Genomic DNA, 16,101 nt, shown 5'->3' on the forward strand with positions numbered 1-16,101 from the left:
AGGTGACGGCACGGTGCTGGAAGACGACACGAAACGGGCAGCGCACCGCGCGCTGGTGGATCGAATCCTGACCGGCGACGGCAAAGCGTCTACGGAGCAGCGCTCGCGTGCGTTCAACGACGAGGGACTCGCCCCGCCCTTGAGCGCACTGATCAGCAAGATCACTAGTACGCCGGTACGCGTCAACGCGACGGACCTGGCCGTAGCAGGCTGCACCGAGGACGAAGTGTTCGAGCTGGTGATCTGCGCCGCGGTCGGTCACTCGACCCGCCTGTACGACGCCGGACTGGCGGCCCTCGCCGAAGCGATCTCCGAGGAGGCGCCGGGCCATGCATCTTGACATCCTCAACCACGGCTACCGACCCGGAACGAAGTTGATGTTCGCGCTCATCCGGCTCTTCTCCGGGCAGCCGCTTCCGGACGCCGCCAAGCTGACCTTCTACCGGTCCGACTTCTACGGCAACCCGGCCAAGGAGTTCACCCACGAAGCACTGCGCGGGCCGTCCGACTGGTCCGTCGGAGACCGCGAGCTGATGGCGGCGTACGTGTCCAAACTCAACCAGTCGGCGTTCTGCGTGGGCGCCCACACTGCGACCGCAAGCCTTGCGTATCAAGACGGTCCGCGGGTGGCGGCGATCCTGGACAACCTGGAATCGGCGTCGATCGATGAGCCGCTACGAGCAACGCTGCGCATGCTCGGAAAGCTGATCCGCGACGGACGCGTCGACAGCGACGACGTACGTGAGGTCCTGGCTGTTGGCGTCTCGCCCGAGCAGGTCAAGGACGCGCTCGCGGTCTGCACCGCGTTCAACACCACCAGCCGCCTCGCCGACGCTTTCGGCTTCGAGCTCCTCACCCCGAAAGGCTACGAAGCCGGAGCCAAGTACCTCCTCAAACGCGGCTACCGCTAGTCGCCTTGGGTTGTCAGGGCGTTGGTGATGCGTTGGCGGGCTTTGTAGTAGTGGTCCGGGTCGAGGACCGGACGGTTGAAGCGGAGGGTTCGGTCGGGGTCGATGAGGTCGAGGGCTGCTGCGTTGCCGTGGGCCGCGCGGACTGCCTGGAGGGCGCGGTGGTCCCACATCGCCTGTGCGAAGACGCGGTGACGGAGTGACGGCCACGGCGTACCGTCCGGTCCTGGGTAGACGACGAACGGGTCGCCGGACGGGAAGGCGCCGCCGGCCGAGGTGTCCGCGAACGGATCCACCCGCCGGGTCGAGTGCCACGTGTACCAGAAGTTGAAGCCCCAGTGCAGGAACCCGTCCACGCCGGACGCGAACAACTGGTGCCCGATCGCACGGTTCCGCGCCGAAGGCATCCCGATGAACCGGTTGGCGACGTCGCGGTCCTGGCTGACGCAGTAGTACACCCACATCCGTTCCGGCCGCTCGGCCAGGAACGGCTCGACATGGTCGGTGGCGACGACAGGCACCTTCACGGCACCCGACGTGTAGAAGGAGTACTCGCTCAGGGCGTCGACGACCGTCCAGCTCTTCAGGAGGTCGGCGACGACGGCCTTCGCCGCAAGGTAGCTCGCAAGACCGTCCTCCCCCGACGGCTCGTCGGAGATGTGGAACACGACGTGGTCGCGATCCCACTCCTCGTCGAGCACTGCCTGCAGCGCCGGCAGCAGCGCTTCCATCAAGTCCCGATACCGTACGTCGGTCGCGGGCACGTCCCACCCGAAGACGCGCTCCTCGCCGACCACGATGCCGGGCGTGGCCTTAGCGCCCCACTGGGTGAACAGATGCGCGACCTCGACCCCAGTGATCCCGGTACGCCGACACAGTTCGAGCCACCGCCGCAGCCGATCGAACCCGAACTCGTACCCGTCGCCGGTCGCCATGATGTCGATCAACTGCACAACGGTGCGGTACGTGCCGATCGCAGTGTCGAGCGGCGGCGTCCACACCGGCGCCAGCAACGACGTCGCACCCATCTCGGCCGCGGACGCCATGAAGCGCTCCACGATGGTCCAGTGCTCTTCGCTGAACACCTCGACGCCGTAGTGGTCCGCAAGCGAGTCGAGGTGCATCCAGTGGCCCGACACGATGTCGAGCGGCGGCAGGTCGATCCCGGTGATCTCGACGGAGACCGGCGTACGGTGCAGCTCGGAGCCGTCGCGCGCGGTCACCACGATCGTGAGTTCATGTACGCCGGCTCGCGCCGGATCGGTCGTGGTGACGTCGAACCACAGCGCTGCCCAGCTGCCGAACCGCACCGGAGCTTCGCCGTTCGGCACCGGGCGCAGTACATCCGGGTACAGGCCGGGCTCGTCGAACTCGTAGCCGTCGTCGTGGCCCGGGAGGGCGACGAAAGCACAAGGCACGAGGTCCACGCTCGAGACGGCGACCAGGTCGGCCGCCGCACCCTCGACTCGCACCTGCAGCGGGCGCGGGTCGCGGAACTTCGGCTCGAGCGGAGGGCGGTACGCGAGCTGGAACGACGCAGGCTCACCGAGGAAGGCCTGGAACCGAGTTTCGGCGGACACCGGGCGCGGGTCCCGCACCGGGTGCACCTTCGCGAGCGCGTCGCAGAGCACGAACTCCCACTTGGCGGTCACTTCGGACCACTCCTTCCGACCAGCACGTCGTCCGACACTCATGCGTAATAGTGGAATCTATGATGCAGATTCGCGCATCAACGCACAACCGTTGTCTCGCGGCGCCGCTCACTCCGGGGCCGGGGTCAAGGGGCGTGCCGAGTAGTCGTGCAGGACGAGGGCCGTGGTCACCGGGCCGAAGCGGGCGAGGCTGTCGATGATGGTCTCGAGGCGTCGCGCGTCGGAGCAATGAACGTCGCAGAGCAGGCAGTCCTCGCCGGTGACCCTCCTGATCGCGGTGATGTCGGGGGTCCGGGCGGCCAGCGCGAGGGCCTGTTCGAGTTGGGCGTGCGAGGTGCGCAGCCTGATGTGGGCGGTGATGCCGAGCCCGAGCTTGGCCGGGTCGACGATCGCTCGGTACCCGGTGATGACGCCGGTCTTCTCGAGCCGCTGGACGCGCGCGCTCGCGGCCGGCTGCGACAGACCGACCCGGCGGCCGAGCTCGGCGCCGGTCAGCCGGCCCTCGGCCTGGAGCAGGGCGAGGATCCGCCGGTCGATCTCGTCGAGTGATTCCATGGTTGTCGCCGCCAATGTCTTTGTGATCACTTGCCACGCTGTCGTGAGCCTGTTGATTCGAACACACTCAGAGCCTCAAGCCTCCCCACGGTCGTGGGTTGCACAAGTGAAAGCGAGGTCTGCAGTGACAGCGTTCGTCATCCTCCCGGGCATCGACGGCTCCGACGGTGTGCACTGGCAAAGCCGGTGGGAAGAGTCCTGGGGCGACCGCGCCGTCCGGATCGTTCCGGCGTCGTGGACCGAGCCCGAGCTGGACGACTGGGTCGCCGCGGTTCAGCGTGCGTACGACGATGCTCGCGCTCGGGACGATGACGTGGTGCTGGTGGCGCACAGCCTCGGCTGCTGGGCCGCTGCCGCTTGGTTCGCTGCGGGAGGGTCGGCCGCAGCTGCGCTACTGGTGGCACCGCCGGACCCTGAGCACCCGACGTTCCCCTCCGACCGCGCCGGAACCTTCCAGTCCGTCCTGACGCAACCACTCCCCTGCCCCGCACTCCTGGTAGCCAGCACAGACGACCCGTACTGCACCCCAGAACGCGCAACCACCTTCGCCAGCGCCTGGAACGCAGACTGCCACCTGGTAGACCACGCCGGCCACCTCAACTCCACCACCAACCTCGCCGACTGGCCCCTCGGCCGCAAACTCCTCAACGGCCTCCTGGGCCTCTCCGGTCCGACACCTGCGTGACGCTGCCCGCATCCCGCGACTCGACCCACCACGTCCTATCCCCACCCACCACGTCCTGCCCCCCACCACGTCCCGTCCCCACCCACCACGTCCCGTCCCCACCGCCACGTCCGGTCCCCACCACCCCGCCAACTCCCGTCCCCACACCAGCTACTGTCTCCGGTCCCCACCGTCGCGCTGCTCCCGTCGGCGACCCCACCGTCCGGGCATCGCCGATCGCCGGGCAGGGGTTGCCCAGTCCACTGAAGGGTCGCCCCCTCGCATACTCAGTCGGCAGCCGTCCAGCCGAACGGGCAACCCCCGTCAAGCGGCGGGTTATCCCCTTGGGTTGGGGGTTCTCTGCTGGTGTGCGAGGGGAGAACCCCCAACACGAGGGGATAACCAGTCCCGTGCCCGGGTCCTTCCTGTGTGCCGTGGGCCAGCCATCCGGTTACTCCCGGTTCAGCCACCCACACATGCGCCACAGGAGCCGAGTGAGGCGAAGGTGCCGACGTATCCGGCGGCTGGAGTCGCGCTCCCACGTCGTAGCCCGCACCTGGAGTCCCGTCATCGTCGGTCGAGCGGGCCAGCAGCCGGCGGGGTCGACATGCCGCGGGGTCGCCTGGGGCGGTGGGGTCTCGTAGCGTCGGCTCAGACGGTGGGGACAGTCGCGCCGCAGGTAGATCGGGAGGTGCCGACGCGGGAGGTCGCGCCGGAGGTGGCGGCTCGGGCGGTCGCGCCGGAGATGGCGGCGCGGAAGGTCCCGCGGGAGGTGGTGCGGAAGGCCGCGCGAGCGATGGTGCTGGAGGTGGCGCCGGACCTTGGCGCCGGAGGTAGTGCGGGACGTGGTGCCGGAGGTGGTGTGGGAGGTGGTGGGTGTGGGTGATCGGCGTGGGGTTTTGTGTGTTGGGGATCTTGTTGAGGATGTGGTGGTTTGGGGGGCGGGTGTGGCGCGGGCGGGGACTGACAATCCGGCGCGGGTTTGTCGGACGCGTGGGGGCGCGGCGGCCAACGTTGCTGCCTTTGCCGGCGGGCTTGGGGTGGCGGTGCGGTTTGTTGGGCGGGTTGGGGATGACGTGGTCGGCGCGGCTCTGGTGCGGGATCTGGTCGAGGCCGGGGTTGACGTGAGGGTCCAGCGGCAGGGGCGGACCGGGACCATCGTCATCATCGTGGACCCGTCCGGCGAACGCACGATGTACCCGGATCGGGCCGCCGCAGCCGAGTTGGCCGACGTACCTGACCACTGGCTGTCCGGCGCGAGAGTCGTCCACCTGTCGGCGTACTCCCTCGTCGGCCCATCCCTGTCCGTCCTCCGCCGCGCGGCGCACATCGCACATGCAGAAGGTGCGATCCTCACCATCGACGCGTCTTCGATCGCACTCATCGACTCCATAGGGCCCGCGCAATTCCGCGACCTGATCAGCATGCTGCAACCGACGTACATCTTTGCCAACGGCATCGAAGCTGACGTCGGCTCCCTGCGCGACCTCGCCGGCTCCGGTACGACGGTTGTCGTCAAGAACGGCGTCGAACCCACAGAGATCCATGCCAATACCTCGACAACTGTCCCGGTCCCCCCGGTCGACGAGGTACGTGACACGACCGGCGCGGGCGATGCGTTCGCGGCAGGCTTTCTGTACGCCGTACTCGATGACGCCGACGCCGTCGAAGCGGTCAAGGCGGGCCATACCCTGGCCAGGCGGGTTCTCCGCGAGCCCGGCGCCACGCTGTCCACGCCGCCCACGCTGTCCACGACCTCGACGAGAACGGAATCGCGCGTGATTGAGCCCATCCTGTCCGACGACGTGGCCCAAGCCCTGGCCGAGCACCGCGCAGTCGTCGCCCTCGAGTCGACGATCTTCTCCAACCTCGGGCTGCCCGCCCCGGCCAACGCCGACGCGCTCGAACTCTGCAAACAAGCAGTGCGAGACCACGGCGCGGTGCCGGCCGTCGCCGCGATCCTCGACGGACAGGCCCACCTCGGCCTCTCAAGCGACGAAGAGAAACGAGTACTGCAAGGCACCCGCAAGGTCGCCGAACGCGATCTCGCCGTAGCGCAAGCACAAGGCTGGGACGTAGGCGTCACCACAGTCTCGGCCACAGTCGCCCTGGCCCACGCCGCCGGCATCTCGGTGTTCGCCACCGGTGGCATCGGCGGAGTCCACCGCGGATCAGAACTCAGCGGAGACGTTTCAGCCGACCTCGACGCGATCGCCAACCACCCGGTCATCACCGTCTGCGCCGGCGCCAAGGCATTCCTCGACCTGCCGCGAACACTCGAATATCTCGAGACCGCCGGCGTACCTGTCCTCGGCTGGCAACACGACTGGTTCCCCGCCTTCTACACGCGCTCGAGCGGCTTGCCGATCCCGCACCGCGTCGACGCCGAGCGAGTGGTGTGCGACGTACTCCGTTTCCGCGCAAGGCCGGAGACCGGCGTACTGCTGACAGTTCCAATTCCCGTCGACGACGAGATCCCAGCCGCGCGCATCGACGCCGTACTGACGGCTGCGTTGGAGGCGAGCGCAGAGGCGGGGGTCGTCGGTCCCGCCGTCACGCCGTACGTGCTCGCGAGGATCGAGAAGGAGACGGACGGGCAGAGCATCCCGGCCAACCTCGCACTCGCCCGGAACAACGCCGCCGTCGCAGCCCGGATCGCCGTCGCGCTGACTCAGTAGGTCTTGTAGTAGATCAGCTCGCCCGATTCGCCGGATGCGGCGCCTTCGCTCGGGATGAAGAGAGTGATCACGAACGCCGGCTGTCCGTTCGGGGCTTTCAGGTTGGTGATGGTGGGGTTCGCGAACGCCGTACTGCCGCCGTCGGTGGAGATCGTCGTACGGTCGGCATTGCCGGTCTGGTAGTCGTACACGAAGGTTCGCCAGGAACCGAAGTCGCCCTTGGTGTACTGGCCTTCGATCAGCCCGAAGCTGTAGCCGCGGAACGTCGTGTTGTCACGGTCGCCGATGTTGCCGTTGACGCCCCAGTAGAGGAGGGCGTTGTCGAAGTTCGGCTGCGCGGCGGTGGACCAGGACGTGAAGTTGGTCAGCGTTCCGCGTTGCTGGCGGTCGCGGTCGCAGTTCCACCAGTAGTGGCCGCCGACATCGATCGTCGAGTGGTCGATGTCGGGCGACAACGTGACGCTGTAGATGTTCGGCGTACCTTCCGCGCACGACGAGAGCCGGCGAGGTGCGTCGTACGCGCGGCTGACCTGTCCCGCGAGGAGATCGGTGCGATTCGCGAAGTACCGGAAGGCGAGGTGGTTGTTGCCGCCGCCGGGCTGTTCCTGTTCCCACGCGAGGACGAAGCCGCCGTTCGAAGCCTGGACGATCGTCGGCTGCGATGCCGGCCCGGTGTTGCTGCCGGCGAGTTCGCGGACCCAGTGCCAGTTGAGCAGATCCGACGACGTCGCCAGGTTCACCCGGAAGTGTCCGTCACCGGCCAGGTGGTGCGAGACCGCGAGGTAACCACCGGTCGAGTCCTGGATGATCTTCACGGTGTCCATCACATGACCGGCGTCGTCCTTCACGCCGTACCGCTTCCCGGTGGCGCCGGCGACGTTCTCGACGATGCCGCGCAGTTCCGCGCGTGCCGGATCCGATGCGGCGGTTGTCGTCGCCTCGGCCGGCGTCACCAGTCCGGCGAGGCAGGTCACGACCAGCAGGACACGAAGAACTCTCAGCATGGGCGGCGTCCTTAGTGATGGATTGCTGCGGATCCCTCACCTGAAAACGTTACGCCGCTAGGGCCCGGCTCACGACTTCTCCCTGAGTCGCGTTACCCGGGGAATACGCAGGGCGGGCCGGGCTGTTCTGTGTTTGTGCCTGAATCTGATCTTCGCGGACGACCCACGACCGCCCGATTCGACCTGAGCGAACTGACGCATCGGCTCCTGGTCGGTACGGCGTCGCTGACCTCGCCAGGACCGCTCTGGTTCCTGGTGCTCAGCGGTACGGCGAACCTCGGGACAGCGGCCGGCACTACCCAGCTCGCGCGTGGTGACGCGGCCTGGCTCGACTCGCGGACCGGCTTCGTCGTGACCACAGATGCTCGCGCCGAGCTTGCGGTCGCGGACCTGCGGGTGGCAGTCGCGACGTACCCCGTCCCGAGTCCGATGGTGATTCGCGGGTTCGCGGAACGGCATGCGGGCGTCGCCGAACTCGTCCGGGGCTGCCCGCTCGAGGGTGCCTGCCGTGCCTCCGTGTTTGCGGACGGTTACGGCAACCTCGTCGGTGCTGCGATGACGGACTCCTGGCTGGCGGACCAGGGTTCCGACACGCAGACCGACCCGCTGGTGACTCGCGTTCTCGAAGCGGTCATCGCAGACCCGGCGAGCAAGTGGAGCGTCGAATCGCTCGCGAGTCTCGTGCACCTGTCCCGGTCCGCGCTCAGCGCGCGTTTCCAGAAGGCACTCGGTCGTAGCCCGGTCCGGATGCTGCGGGAGGTCCGCATGGGCGCGGCCCGGAACCTGCTGTCCGATCCCCACCTCCCGGTCGAGGCCGTCGCGTCCCGCTGTGGCTACGGGTCGATCGCGGCCTTCAGCCGGGCGTTCGCCGCCGAGCACGGACTGTCGCCGCAGTCATGGAGAGCCAACACCCTTCAGGCACCGGGATTGCGCAGCACCGCGAACCCGATCCCGCTGACGGCTGCGCAGACCGCCCCGAGCACGAGCGTCGCCGCGACGCCGTGACCGTCGACAAACGCGCCGCCGACGGCTGAGCCGATGGTGATCGCCGTCTGGAAGGCTGTCACCTGCAGGCCCATGGCCGACTCGGTGTGTTCGCGTTCGGCACCCGCAACCCACAGCTGCGTCACGACCGGCATCATGCTGAACGCGAGCCCCCAGACGATCACGCCCGCCGCGAGCATCGGGACGCCGACGGCATAGCCCGTCACGGCAAGGCCCGCGGACAGCAACAGCGGCGCTGCGGCGGAAGCGAGCCGCAACCGTGACGACAACGCGCCAGCTGCGAGATTGCCGACCAGTCCGCCCAGGCCCCAGACGAGCAGCAGCCAGGCGGAACCATCCGGTGCCACGCGCATGATGGCCAGCCGGATGTACGGGTAGGCGACGAAGTTGCCGAGCGCGGCGAACACGATCATGACCAGGCCCGCGATCAGCAGCGGATTGCGCAACGCGCTCCGCATCATGGCCAGGCCTGCTGCCGGGTGCGCAGGAACCGTCGGGAACACCAGTACCAGGAACAGCAGGCTCAGCACGGTCAACGCGGCCGCCACCCCGAAGACGACGCGCCATCCGGCGGTGTCCGCGCCGATGGACGCCAGCGGTACGGCGACGATCGTCGCGACACTCACCCCGACCGACAAGCTGGTCGACACCAACCGCTCGCGGCCCGGAAGGGCGTGAACACCAGCGCCGAACGCGAACGACCAGTAGCCCGCGATCGCGATGCCGAGGATCAGGCGGCTCAGCAGCACCACCGCGAACCCGGGCGACAGCGCAACCGCCAGATCGGACACCGCAGCCACCGCGAGCAACCCGATCAGCACCAGCCGCCGATCCGCGCGCGGCAGCACCATCGCGATCGACGGGGCAGTCACTGCACCGGCGATCGCAGTGGCGGCAACAGCCAACCCGGCGGTCCCTTCAGAGACGCCCAGGTCGGCGGCCATGCGCGGCAGCACGCTGGCCGGCAGGAACTCACTCGCTACCAGCAGGCAGATCCCCAGATCGAGAGCGAGCAACGAAACAAGCCCGGACCGCGCCCTGGACGGCGCAGGGCGTGTATCGGACGATTCACACGTAGAAGTCACATCCCAAGCCTCACGCCCGCCGCCGTCCCGCGGTTGATCACCCGTCGCGAACGCTTGATCAGAACACCCGATGGGTACCCAGAGGACGACGTACGACGGAAGGCTGGCCGATAACGGTGGCGTACGAGCGTGATGACGAGAGCTCCGGTGAGCGCCTCGATCGGCACTGGAGCGAGCTGCTCCAAGAGCTGCGGCTCGTGCAGACCGGGACACAGATCCTGTTCGCGTTCTTGCTGGGAATCGCGTTCCAGAACCAGTTCCATGCTGCGGACGGCTTCACGCATGCCGTGTACGCGTGCACGCTGATCGCGGCGGCGCTGGCGGTCGCGCTGTTCCTGGCGCCGGTCGCGCTGCATCGGGTGCTGTACGGCCACCAGTTGCGTGACCGCCTCGTCACCACCACGGACCGCATGGCGCGGGGCGGTATGGCGCTCCTCATCGCCTCGATGTGCGGCGGCGTACTGATCGCCCTCGACGTCGTCCTCCCCCGCCCCGCCGCCGTCGCGACAGTCGCCGGCGTGCTGGTCTGGTTCGTGACGTTATGGCTCGCCCTTCCGGCGTACATCAGACATAAGCGCTGAGGCGGCTGCTTGGGCTTCGAGGAGGTGGAAGCCGTGGGTGTGGGCGATCGAAGCTGCCTGGGTGGCGGTGTCGGCGGCTGCTGTTGGGTTGCCGGCTTGGGTTTGGGCGGTTGAGAGCGTGAGTAGGGCGTAGGTCTCGAGGAAGGGATACGTTGCGCGGGCGATCGTCAGGCAGTCTTCGATCCAGTCGATGGCTGCCACCGCGTCGCCCAGTGCGAGGTGCGCCTCGGCGACGGCCGATGCGGTCTGCGCCTGGGCCTTGCGATCGCGTACGACGATGGCGAGTTGATGCGCACGCAGCGCCGTACGCAAAGCCTTCGTGCCCTCACCGCGCTGGCTGTACAGCCGCGCCAGCTCGTCCAGCGTCGACAACTCACCGCGGACGTGCGAGCGGCGTCGGTACGACGTGAGGACCTCGTCGAGGAGCCCGGCCGCACGATCGACCTCGCCCAGCTGCCGCAACGCGCTGGCCAGATTGCCCCGGTTCGCGAGCGCCGACGTCTCTCGACCGGTCTCGTTGATCTTCAGCGCGGCCGCGAAGAGGTCCGCCGCTTCGGCGAGTTCGCCTTGGTGGAGCCGGATCATCCCGAGTCCGTTGACCACGATGGCGCGGGTGTGGCCGCGCTGATCGTCCGCGGTCAGCTCCGTCGCGCGGTGCATCCAGAGCTCGGCGTCGACGAGCATGCCGCGTTCGAGTTGCAGCCAGCCGATGTCATGGGCCAGATAGGCCGCGGCCGCGTTCCATCCCACGCCGACGGCAAGAGCCTGCGCGGCCAGGCTGTCGGACAGCGCCTCCGCGTCGCGTCCGACCGCCCACAACGCCTGTCCGCGACTGATCAGCATGGCAACCCGCGCGAAGTCGTCGCCCGCTGCGGTCGCGGCGTCGAGCCCGGCCTGTGCCGCTGGGAGCCAGCCGTCCGCTTCGCGGCGGATCAGGAAGTACCCGCGGAGCTGATCCACGATCCGCCACGACAACGCGCCCTCGCCGGACTGCGCCGTACTCCCGCCGGCCGCGGCTTGTACGACGGCCACCAGGGCAGGCAGCTCGTGGTCCAGCCAGGCGAGCGCATCCGCCTCGGAGCTGAAGTACGCGGCCGCATCGCCGTGGACTTCGAGGCGCAGGAGTTGCGGATACGCCCAGTCGATCGCGGCCGTCACGGCCTCTGCGTACCAGGTGTGCAGCCGGGTCCGCGCGGTCTCGCGTTCAGGGTCCTCGGCGACGAGGCGCCGTGAGTACAGGCCGAGCAGGTCGTGGAACCGGTAGCGGTCCTTCGAGTGCTGGAGGAGCATGTTCGCTTCGAGCAGCGACTCCAGTACGCGGTCGGCCTCGGCCGTCGACGTACGCAGAAGGATCGCGGTGCTGTCGGCGCTGAAGTCGTCACCGGGATGCAGGCTGCACATCCGGAACGCCCGCTGGGCATCCGCACTCAGATCCGCGTAGCTGAGCTGGAAACTGTTGAGCACGCTGGACTCGCCCAGGCTGAGTTCGGTGAGCCGGCGGTTGCCGTCGTCGAGGCGGTCGGCCAGATCGGCGACGGTCCACTCCTTCCGGGTGGCGAGCCGTGCGCCCGCGATGCGCAGCGCAAGTGGCAGCCGGGCGCAGGCTTCGACAAGCGCACGAACTCCGCTTGGGTCCGCATCAAGCCGAGGCGTCCGCGCGGTAGAGGCGATCAGCCGTACGGCGTCATCGTGCGGCAGCGGCTCCAGACTCACAACGCCCGCGGCCGCCAACTCCGGCATCCGCCGCCGACTGGTGACGATCACGTCGCTTCGGCCCGCTCCTGGCAGCAGCGGCCGCACGTGCGCTGCGTCCTGCGCGTTGTCGAGCAGTACCAGCATCCGGCGGTCGGCGAGCTCGCTGCGCAGCAGGGCGGCCGCTTCGGCTTCGTCCGTGCCGATACGCCGACCTGGTACGCCGAGGGCGCGCAGAAACCGGCCGAGTACCTGGACCGGCGCGGGCGTAGTCGTGTCGCTGCCGCGCAGGTCGGCGTACAGCTGCCCGTCCGGGTACTGCTCGCGGAGCTGGTGCGCGGCGGTCAGGGCCAGTGCGGTCTTGCCGACGCCCGCGATGCCGTTGATCAGCACGGCTCGCGACGACACTCCGCTGGAGCCGCTGAGCGCCGTACGGATCGTCTCCAGCTCCTCTGCGCGACCGACGAAGTCCGGTGGCGCGGACGGTGCCTGCTGGACGACCACGCGCGTCGACGGCTCAGCTGGAGAACCGGTCTGCTGCCGCAGTACCTCCAGGTGAACAGCGCGGAGCCGCTCCCCCGGGTCGATGCCGAGGTGCTCCACGAGCGCGGTCCGGATCCGGTCGTACGCCGCCAGCGCCTCGACCTGCCGCCCCGCCGCGGCCAGCGTTTGGATGAGTTCGACGTGCAACGGCTCGTCGAACTCGTGCCGCACGGACAGACCGCGTAACGGCTCGAGTGCCTGCTCCGGTTCGCCGAGGTCGCGTGCGAGCGCAGCGAAGCCTCGAACGGCGGCCGTGTACTCGTTGACGACGGCCGTATAAGCAGGGCTCTGAGCGATCGCCTCGACGTCGGTGTCGCCGCGCCACAGCTCCACGGCGTTCGCGAGCTTGGCCAGTGCGATCTCCGGCTCGGCGCGTGCCGCCTCCGTTGTGAGTTCGCGGAACTCGAGGAGGTCGAGATCATCGAGCGCCAGGCGATAGCCGGCGCAGCCTCCGACGATGACGGAGTCCGTCGGCCGGCCGGTTTCGAGCAGTCGTCGGAGCCTGGCGACGCGGGTCTGGAGCAGGTTGACGGCGTTGGCGGGTGCGCGGCTTGGCCAGAGGAGATCGACGAGTTCGTCTTGGGTGACCGTCGTACCGGCCGCGAGGGCCAGGCGCGCCAGCAGAGTCCGTTGCGGAGCCGAGTTGACCGGGACTGCGACGTCTCCGGTGCGGACTTCGAGGGGGCCGAGTACGCCGACGTACACCGGTCCGGCTGCGTTGGTGAGGGCGACCGGGCGGTGCGTCTTGGCGGCTGCCTGAAGGCTTTCGGTTTCCGGTCCGGGCAGCTCCAGCGCGTTGGCGAGGGCTTCGATCGAGCTGTCTTTCGGGCTCCGGGTCCTGCCCTGTTCGAGGTCGCGGATCGCCGCGATGCTGACGCCGGCCCGCTCGGCGAGGTCCCGCTGGGTGACTCCCGCATCCTGGCGCAATCGCCGTAACAGCGCACCGAACCCGATCGTCGGCTCCTCCTGTCGCCGGGGCACGAGCACGATCCTACGGAAGCGGGCAGGTCAGCGTAGTTCGAAGCCGCGGGTGCGGAGGGCCTCGCGGAGGTGTTCGCGGCCCTTCAAACCCGCGACCGTGCCGAAGCGGGTGGCGACGCGGTCGATCCAGCCGGCCGGGAGTCCGGCGTCGGCGTAGAACGCGTTCAGTACCTCTTCGTAGGTCTCGACGTACGCCGCCTGCGGCTCGAGCGCGTACTGCTCGTGGTGCAGCACGGCCTGCTGCGGAAGACGTGGCTTGACCGCGGTCTCCTCGAACGCGGCGGGCCGGCCGACGGTCAGGCCGAAGACCGGGAACACGTTCGGTGGCAAGCCGAGCTCGTCCGCGACATCGAGGGGGCGGTTGCGGATCGCGCCGACGAAGACCGTTCCCAGGCCTAGCGACTCCGCGGCCAACGCTGCGTTCTGGGCGGCCAGGGCGACGTCGACGAACGCCAGAACCGCGGCTTCGACGAAGTCCGCGGCCTCGGCGGTGGCCGACCCGAGCTCGGTGGTGATCTGCCGCGCTCGCGCGAGGTCGGCGAGCCAGACCAGGAACAGCGGTGCCTGCGCGATGAAGTCCTGCTCGCCGGCCAGCTTCGCCAATCGGGTACGGCGCTGCTCGTCGCGCACCGCCACCACACTCCACAGCTGGAGGTTGCCCGACGTCGGAGCCGACTGCGCCGCCGCAATCAACGCCGTCAACGTCGCGTCGGGCACGGGATCCGACCGGTACGCCCGCACCGACCGGTGCCCGAGTTGCTGCGCGAGTACGTCGTTCCACTCCGCCGGCGGCGCGAACGCCGTACCCGATCCGTACCGCCGCCGGTACGCCTCATCCGCAGTCATCACATCTCTCAATCTCCTGGTAGCACGGACCGCGCCCCGGCACCCGCGGTCCCGCCTGGTGAACGGGGCCGATGGCAACAAATCCCCCGGGACACGATCCACCCCAAACCCTACCGATCCACTACACAAACCCCACCCCATCTCACCGAACGAGACGCACGTGAACCGCGACTCGATCGGGCTTGGGGGCAACCAGTTGGGCACGGTGTGTTGTCGGGTCGCGTCACGCGGTGTAGTGGGTGGGGAAAGGGCTAGCTTTTGGGTGGGGTTTCGGGCGTAGGGTCTGCACAGGATGTTTCGTGCCGAGGGGGGACAGACTGTGAGCGAGCGCGCTACCGAGTATCCCGACCACATCGACGCCGCGGTGCTGAAGATCGCCGGTGTCGTGGTGCTGGGCGCGATCATGTCGATTCTCGACATCACCGTGGTGAACGTCGCGCTGCCGACGTTCCAGGACGAGTTCGGCTCACCAGAGAGTCCGGTCGCCTACTCGACGGTCGCCTGGACGGTCACGGCGTACACGCTCGCCCTCGCGACCGTGATCCCGTTGACCGGCTGGGCCGCCGACCGGTTCGGCACCAAGCGGCTGTACATGATGGCGATCTTCCTGTTCACCGCCGGCTCCGCTCTGTGCGCCACCGCGACCAGCATCAACATGCTGATCGGCTTCCGGGTCCTGCAGGGGCTCGGCGGCGGCATGCTGATGCCGCTCGGTATGACGATCATGACCCGAGCGGCGGGCCCGCACCGGATGGGCCGGCTGATGGCCATCCTCGGCGTACCGATGCTGCTCGGCCCGATCCTCGGCCCGATCCTGGGCGGCTGGCTGATCCAGGTGGCGAGCTGGCACTGGATCTTCCTGATCAACGTGCCGCTCGGCGTGATCGCGCTCGTCTACGCCTGGCGCGCGCTGGCCCCGGACACGGCGGAGCGCACCGAGTCGCTCGATCTCCTCGGCGTCGTGCTGATGTCGCCGGGTCTCGCGTTGTTCCTGTTCGGCGTCTCGTCGCTGCCCGCCGAGGGCGGTGACTTCACAGCGCCGCGGGTCTGGGTCTCGATCCTGATCGGCGTGGCACTGATGCTGGCGTTCGTCTGGCACTCGTTCCGGCCGCAGCACCCGCTGCTCGACCTGCGGCTGTTCCGAGACCGCAACCTCACGGTCTCGATCATCACGATGTTCCTGTTCGCGGCCGCGTTCTTCGGCGGGCTGCTGCTGGTGCCGACGTACTTCCAGCAGATCCGCGGCGAGTCCACGCTGCACGCCGGGCTCCTGGTCGCGCCGCAGGGCCTCGGCGCAATGGTGACGATGCCGATCGCGGGACGACTGGTCGACAAGATACCGGTGGGCCGGATCGTGCCGTTCGGGCTCGCGGGGATCGTGATCGGCATGTTCGGGCTGACCCAGGTCACCGCGACCACGCCGTACATCGCGATCATCGCCATGCTGGTCGTGATGGGCTTCGGGATGGGCGGCACGATGATGCCGCTGTTCACCACGGCGCTGCGGACGCTGTCCGGGCCTCAGGTCGCGCGCGGTTCGACACTGCTCAACATCAGCCAGCAGATCGCGTCGTCGGTCGGCGTCGCGACGATGTCGGTCATCCTCACCAACCAGCTCAACGACTCGCCGATCATCCCCGGCACCCAGAACATGCCCGGGCTGGGCGACGGGATTCGCGAGACGCAGGCGGCGATCCTGTCCAACACCCGTCCGGAGAACGTTGCCGCGCTGCACCTCGACCCGGCCGCGATCGCGCGTGGGCTGGTCGACGCCGCCTCGTCGTTCGCGCACACATACTGGGTGGCGTGGGCGCTGGTGCTCCTCACGTTGGTGCCGGCCTTGATGCTCCCCCGCAAACGCGAGGTGACGCACCTCGCCGACAAGGACGCTGTGATCGACTGAGCCG

Annotated in this window: 14 protein-coding genes; 8 read left to right on the forward strand and 6 right to left on the reverse strand. The window is 68.6% G+C overall.

Translation table 11 applies throughout. The annotated features are described in order from the left end of the window. The first annotated feature begins 13 nt into the window (after nucleotides 1-13). Complete coding sequence (locus tag ACLJOO_RS31660) at nucleotides 14-340, forward strand: hypothetical protein (RefSeq protein ID WP_410791217.1); 327 nt, start codon at nucleotides 14-16, stop codon at nucleotides 338-340. Further along, a complete protein-coding gene (locus ACLJOO_RS31665) occupies nucleotides 330-911 on the forward strand; it encodes a carboxymuconolactone decarboxylase family protein (RefSeq protein WP_410791218.1) in 582 nt (193 codons plus the stop codon). The genes ACLJOO_RS31660 and ACLJOO_RS31665 overlap by 11 nt, the downstream gene beginning before the upstream one ends. Here ACLJOO_RS31665 and ACLJOO_RS31670 read toward each other — a convergent pair. Together ACLJOO_RS31670 and ACLJOO_RS31675 are read right to left on the reverse strand one after the other, a co-directional pair. After that, nucleotides 908-2,560 carry a DUF4091 domain-containing protein gene (locus ACLJOO_RS31670; protein WP_410791220.1) on the reverse strand — a complete coding sequence of 551 codons (1,653 nt, stop codon included), beginning with the start codon at nucleotides 2,558-2,560 and terminating at the stop codon, nucleotides 908-910. The two genes, ACLJOO_RS31665 and ACLJOO_RS31670, sit on opposite strands and share 4 nt — an antisense overlap. 108 nt (nucleotides 2,561-2,668) lie before the next feature. Continuing rightward, nucleotides 2,669-3,115: an Lrp/AsnC family transcriptional regulator gene (locus ACLJOO_RS31675; RefSeq protein WP_410791221.1), complete on the reverse strand. Its 447-nt coding sequence runs from the start codon at nucleotides 3,113-3,115 to the stop codon at nucleotides 2,669-2,671. Between the two features lie 124 nt (nucleotides 3,116-3,239). Between ACLJOO_RS31675 and ACLJOO_RS31680 the strand changes: the two genes are divergently transcribed. The 3 genes from ACLJOO_RS31680 to ACLJOO_RS31690 all read left to right on the forward strand — a co-directional run bounded on the left by ACLJOO_RS31680 (nucleotide 3,240) and on the right by ACLJOO_RS31690 (nucleotide 6,457). Continuing rightward, on the forward strand, nucleotides 3,240-3,800 hold the full coding sequence (locus tag ACLJOO_RS31680) for an RBBP9/YdeN family alpha/beta hydrolase (protein WP_410791222.1): 561 nt from the start codon (nucleotides 3,240-3,242) through the stop codon (nucleotides 3,798-3,800). Nucleotides 3,801-4,437: 637 nt separating this feature from the next. Beyond that, the gene (locus ACLJOO_RS31685; RefSeq protein ID WP_410791223.1) at nucleotides 4,438-4,665 is read left to right on the forward strand and encodes a hypothetical protein; all 228 of its coding nucleotides are present in this window, start codon (nucleotides 4,438-4,440) and stop codon (nucleotides 4,663-4,665) included. Beyond that, nucleotides 4,658-6,457, forward strand: coding sequence for a pseudouridine-5'-phosphate glycosidase (locus ACLJOO_RS31690; RefSeq protein WP_410791224.1), 1,800 nt, complete (start codon nucleotides 4,658-4,660; stop codon nucleotides 6,455-6,457). The genes ACLJOO_RS31685 and ACLJOO_RS31690 overlap by 8 nt, the downstream gene beginning before the upstream one ends. Here the strand turns inward: ACLJOO_RS31690 and ACLJOO_RS31695 are convergent. Continuing rightward, nucleotides 6,451-7,461, reverse strand: a complete 1,011-nt coding sequence (locus ACLJOO_RS31695) for a hypothetical protein (protein WP_410791226.1) — start codon at nucleotides 7,459-7,461, stop codon at nucleotides 6,451-6,453. The two genes, ACLJOO_RS31690 and ACLJOO_RS31695, sit on opposite strands and share 7 nt — an antisense overlap. A 135-nt stretch (nucleotides 7,462-7,596) precedes the next feature. Between ACLJOO_RS31695 and ACLJOO_RS31700 the strand changes: the two genes are divergently transcribed. Continuing rightward, complete coding sequence (locus ACLJOO_RS31700; protein WP_410791227.1) at nucleotides 7,597-8,466, forward strand: helix-turn-helix domain-containing protein; 870 nt, start codon at nucleotides 7,597-7,599, stop codon at nucleotides 8,464-8,466. Here ACLJOO_RS31700 and ACLJOO_RS31705 read toward each other — a convergent pair. Further along, nucleotides 8,376-9,482 carry an MFS transporter gene (locus ACLJOO_RS31705; protein WP_410791228.1) on the reverse strand — a complete coding sequence of 369 codons (1,107 nt, stop codon included), beginning with the start codon at nucleotides 9,480-9,482 and terminating at the stop codon, nucleotides 8,376-8,378. The two genes, ACLJOO_RS31700 and ACLJOO_RS31705, sit on opposite strands and share 91 nt — an antisense overlap. A gap of 185 nt (nucleotides 9,483-9,667) precedes the next feature. On the opposite strand from ACLJOO_RS31705, the gene ACLJOO_RS31710 reads away from it, so the two are divergent. Then, nucleotides 9,668-10,132, forward strand: a complete 465-nt coding sequence (locus ACLJOO_RS31710) for a DUF6328 family protein (protein WP_410791229.1) — start codon at nucleotides 9,668-9,670, stop codon at nucleotides 10,130-10,132. Here ACLJOO_RS31710 and ACLJOO_RS31715 read toward each other — a convergent pair. Together ACLJOO_RS31715 and ACLJOO_RS31720 are read right to left on the reverse strand one after the other, a co-directional pair. Further along, complete coding sequence (locus ACLJOO_RS31715) at nucleotides 10,091-13,348, reverse strand: BTAD domain-containing putative transcriptional regulator (protein WP_410791230.1); 3,258 nt, start codon at nucleotides 13,346-13,348, stop codon at nucleotides 10,091-10,093. The two genes, ACLJOO_RS31710 and ACLJOO_RS31715, sit on opposite strands and share 42 nt — an antisense overlap. 27 nt (nucleotides 13,349-13,375) lie before the next feature. Further along, nucleotides 13,376-14,194 carry a nitroreductase family protein gene (locus ACLJOO_RS31720; protein ID WP_410791232.1) on the reverse strand — a complete coding sequence of 273 codons (819 nt, stop codon included), beginning with the start codon at nucleotides 14,192-14,194 and terminating at the stop codon, nucleotides 13,376-13,378. 319 nt (nucleotides 14,195-14,513) lie between these two features. On the opposite strand from ACLJOO_RS31720, the gene ACLJOO_RS31725 reads away from it, so the two are divergent. Next, nucleotides 14,514-16,097 (forward strand): DHA2 family efflux MFS transporter permease subunit, encoded by a 1,584-nt coding sequence (locus tag ACLJOO_RS31725; RefSeq protein ID WP_410791233.1) that lies wholly within the window; start codon nucleotides 14,514-14,516, stop codon nucleotides 16,095-16,097. Nucleotides 16,098-16,101 lie beyond the last annotated feature (4 nt).

This window comes from Kribbella sp. C-35 (assembly GCF_046549195.1).
Taxonomy (GTDB): Bacteria; Actinomycetota; Actinomycetes; order Propionibacteriales; family Kribbellaceae; genus Kribbella.

What these genes read in the sequence shown, in the direction of transcription:
- ACLJOO_RS31675 (WP_410791221.1), bottom strand. Translation starts at nt 3,115, where the DNA reads ATGGAATCACTCGACGAGATCGACCGGCGGATCCTCGCCCTGCTCCAG.
- ACLJOO_RS31720 (WP_410791232.1), bottom strand. Translation starts at nt 14,194, where the DNA reads ATGACTGCGGATGAGGCGTACCGGCGGCGGTACGGATCGGGTACGGCG.
- ACLJOO_RS31695 (WP_410791226.1), bottom strand. Translation starts at nt 7,461, where the DNA reads ATGCTGAGAGTTCTTCGTGTCCTGCTGGTCGTGACCTGCCTCGCCGGA.
- ACLJOO_RS31665 (WP_410791218.1), top strand. Translation starts at nt 330, where the DNA reads ATGCATCTTGACATCCTCAACCACGGCTACCGACCCGGAACGAAGTTG.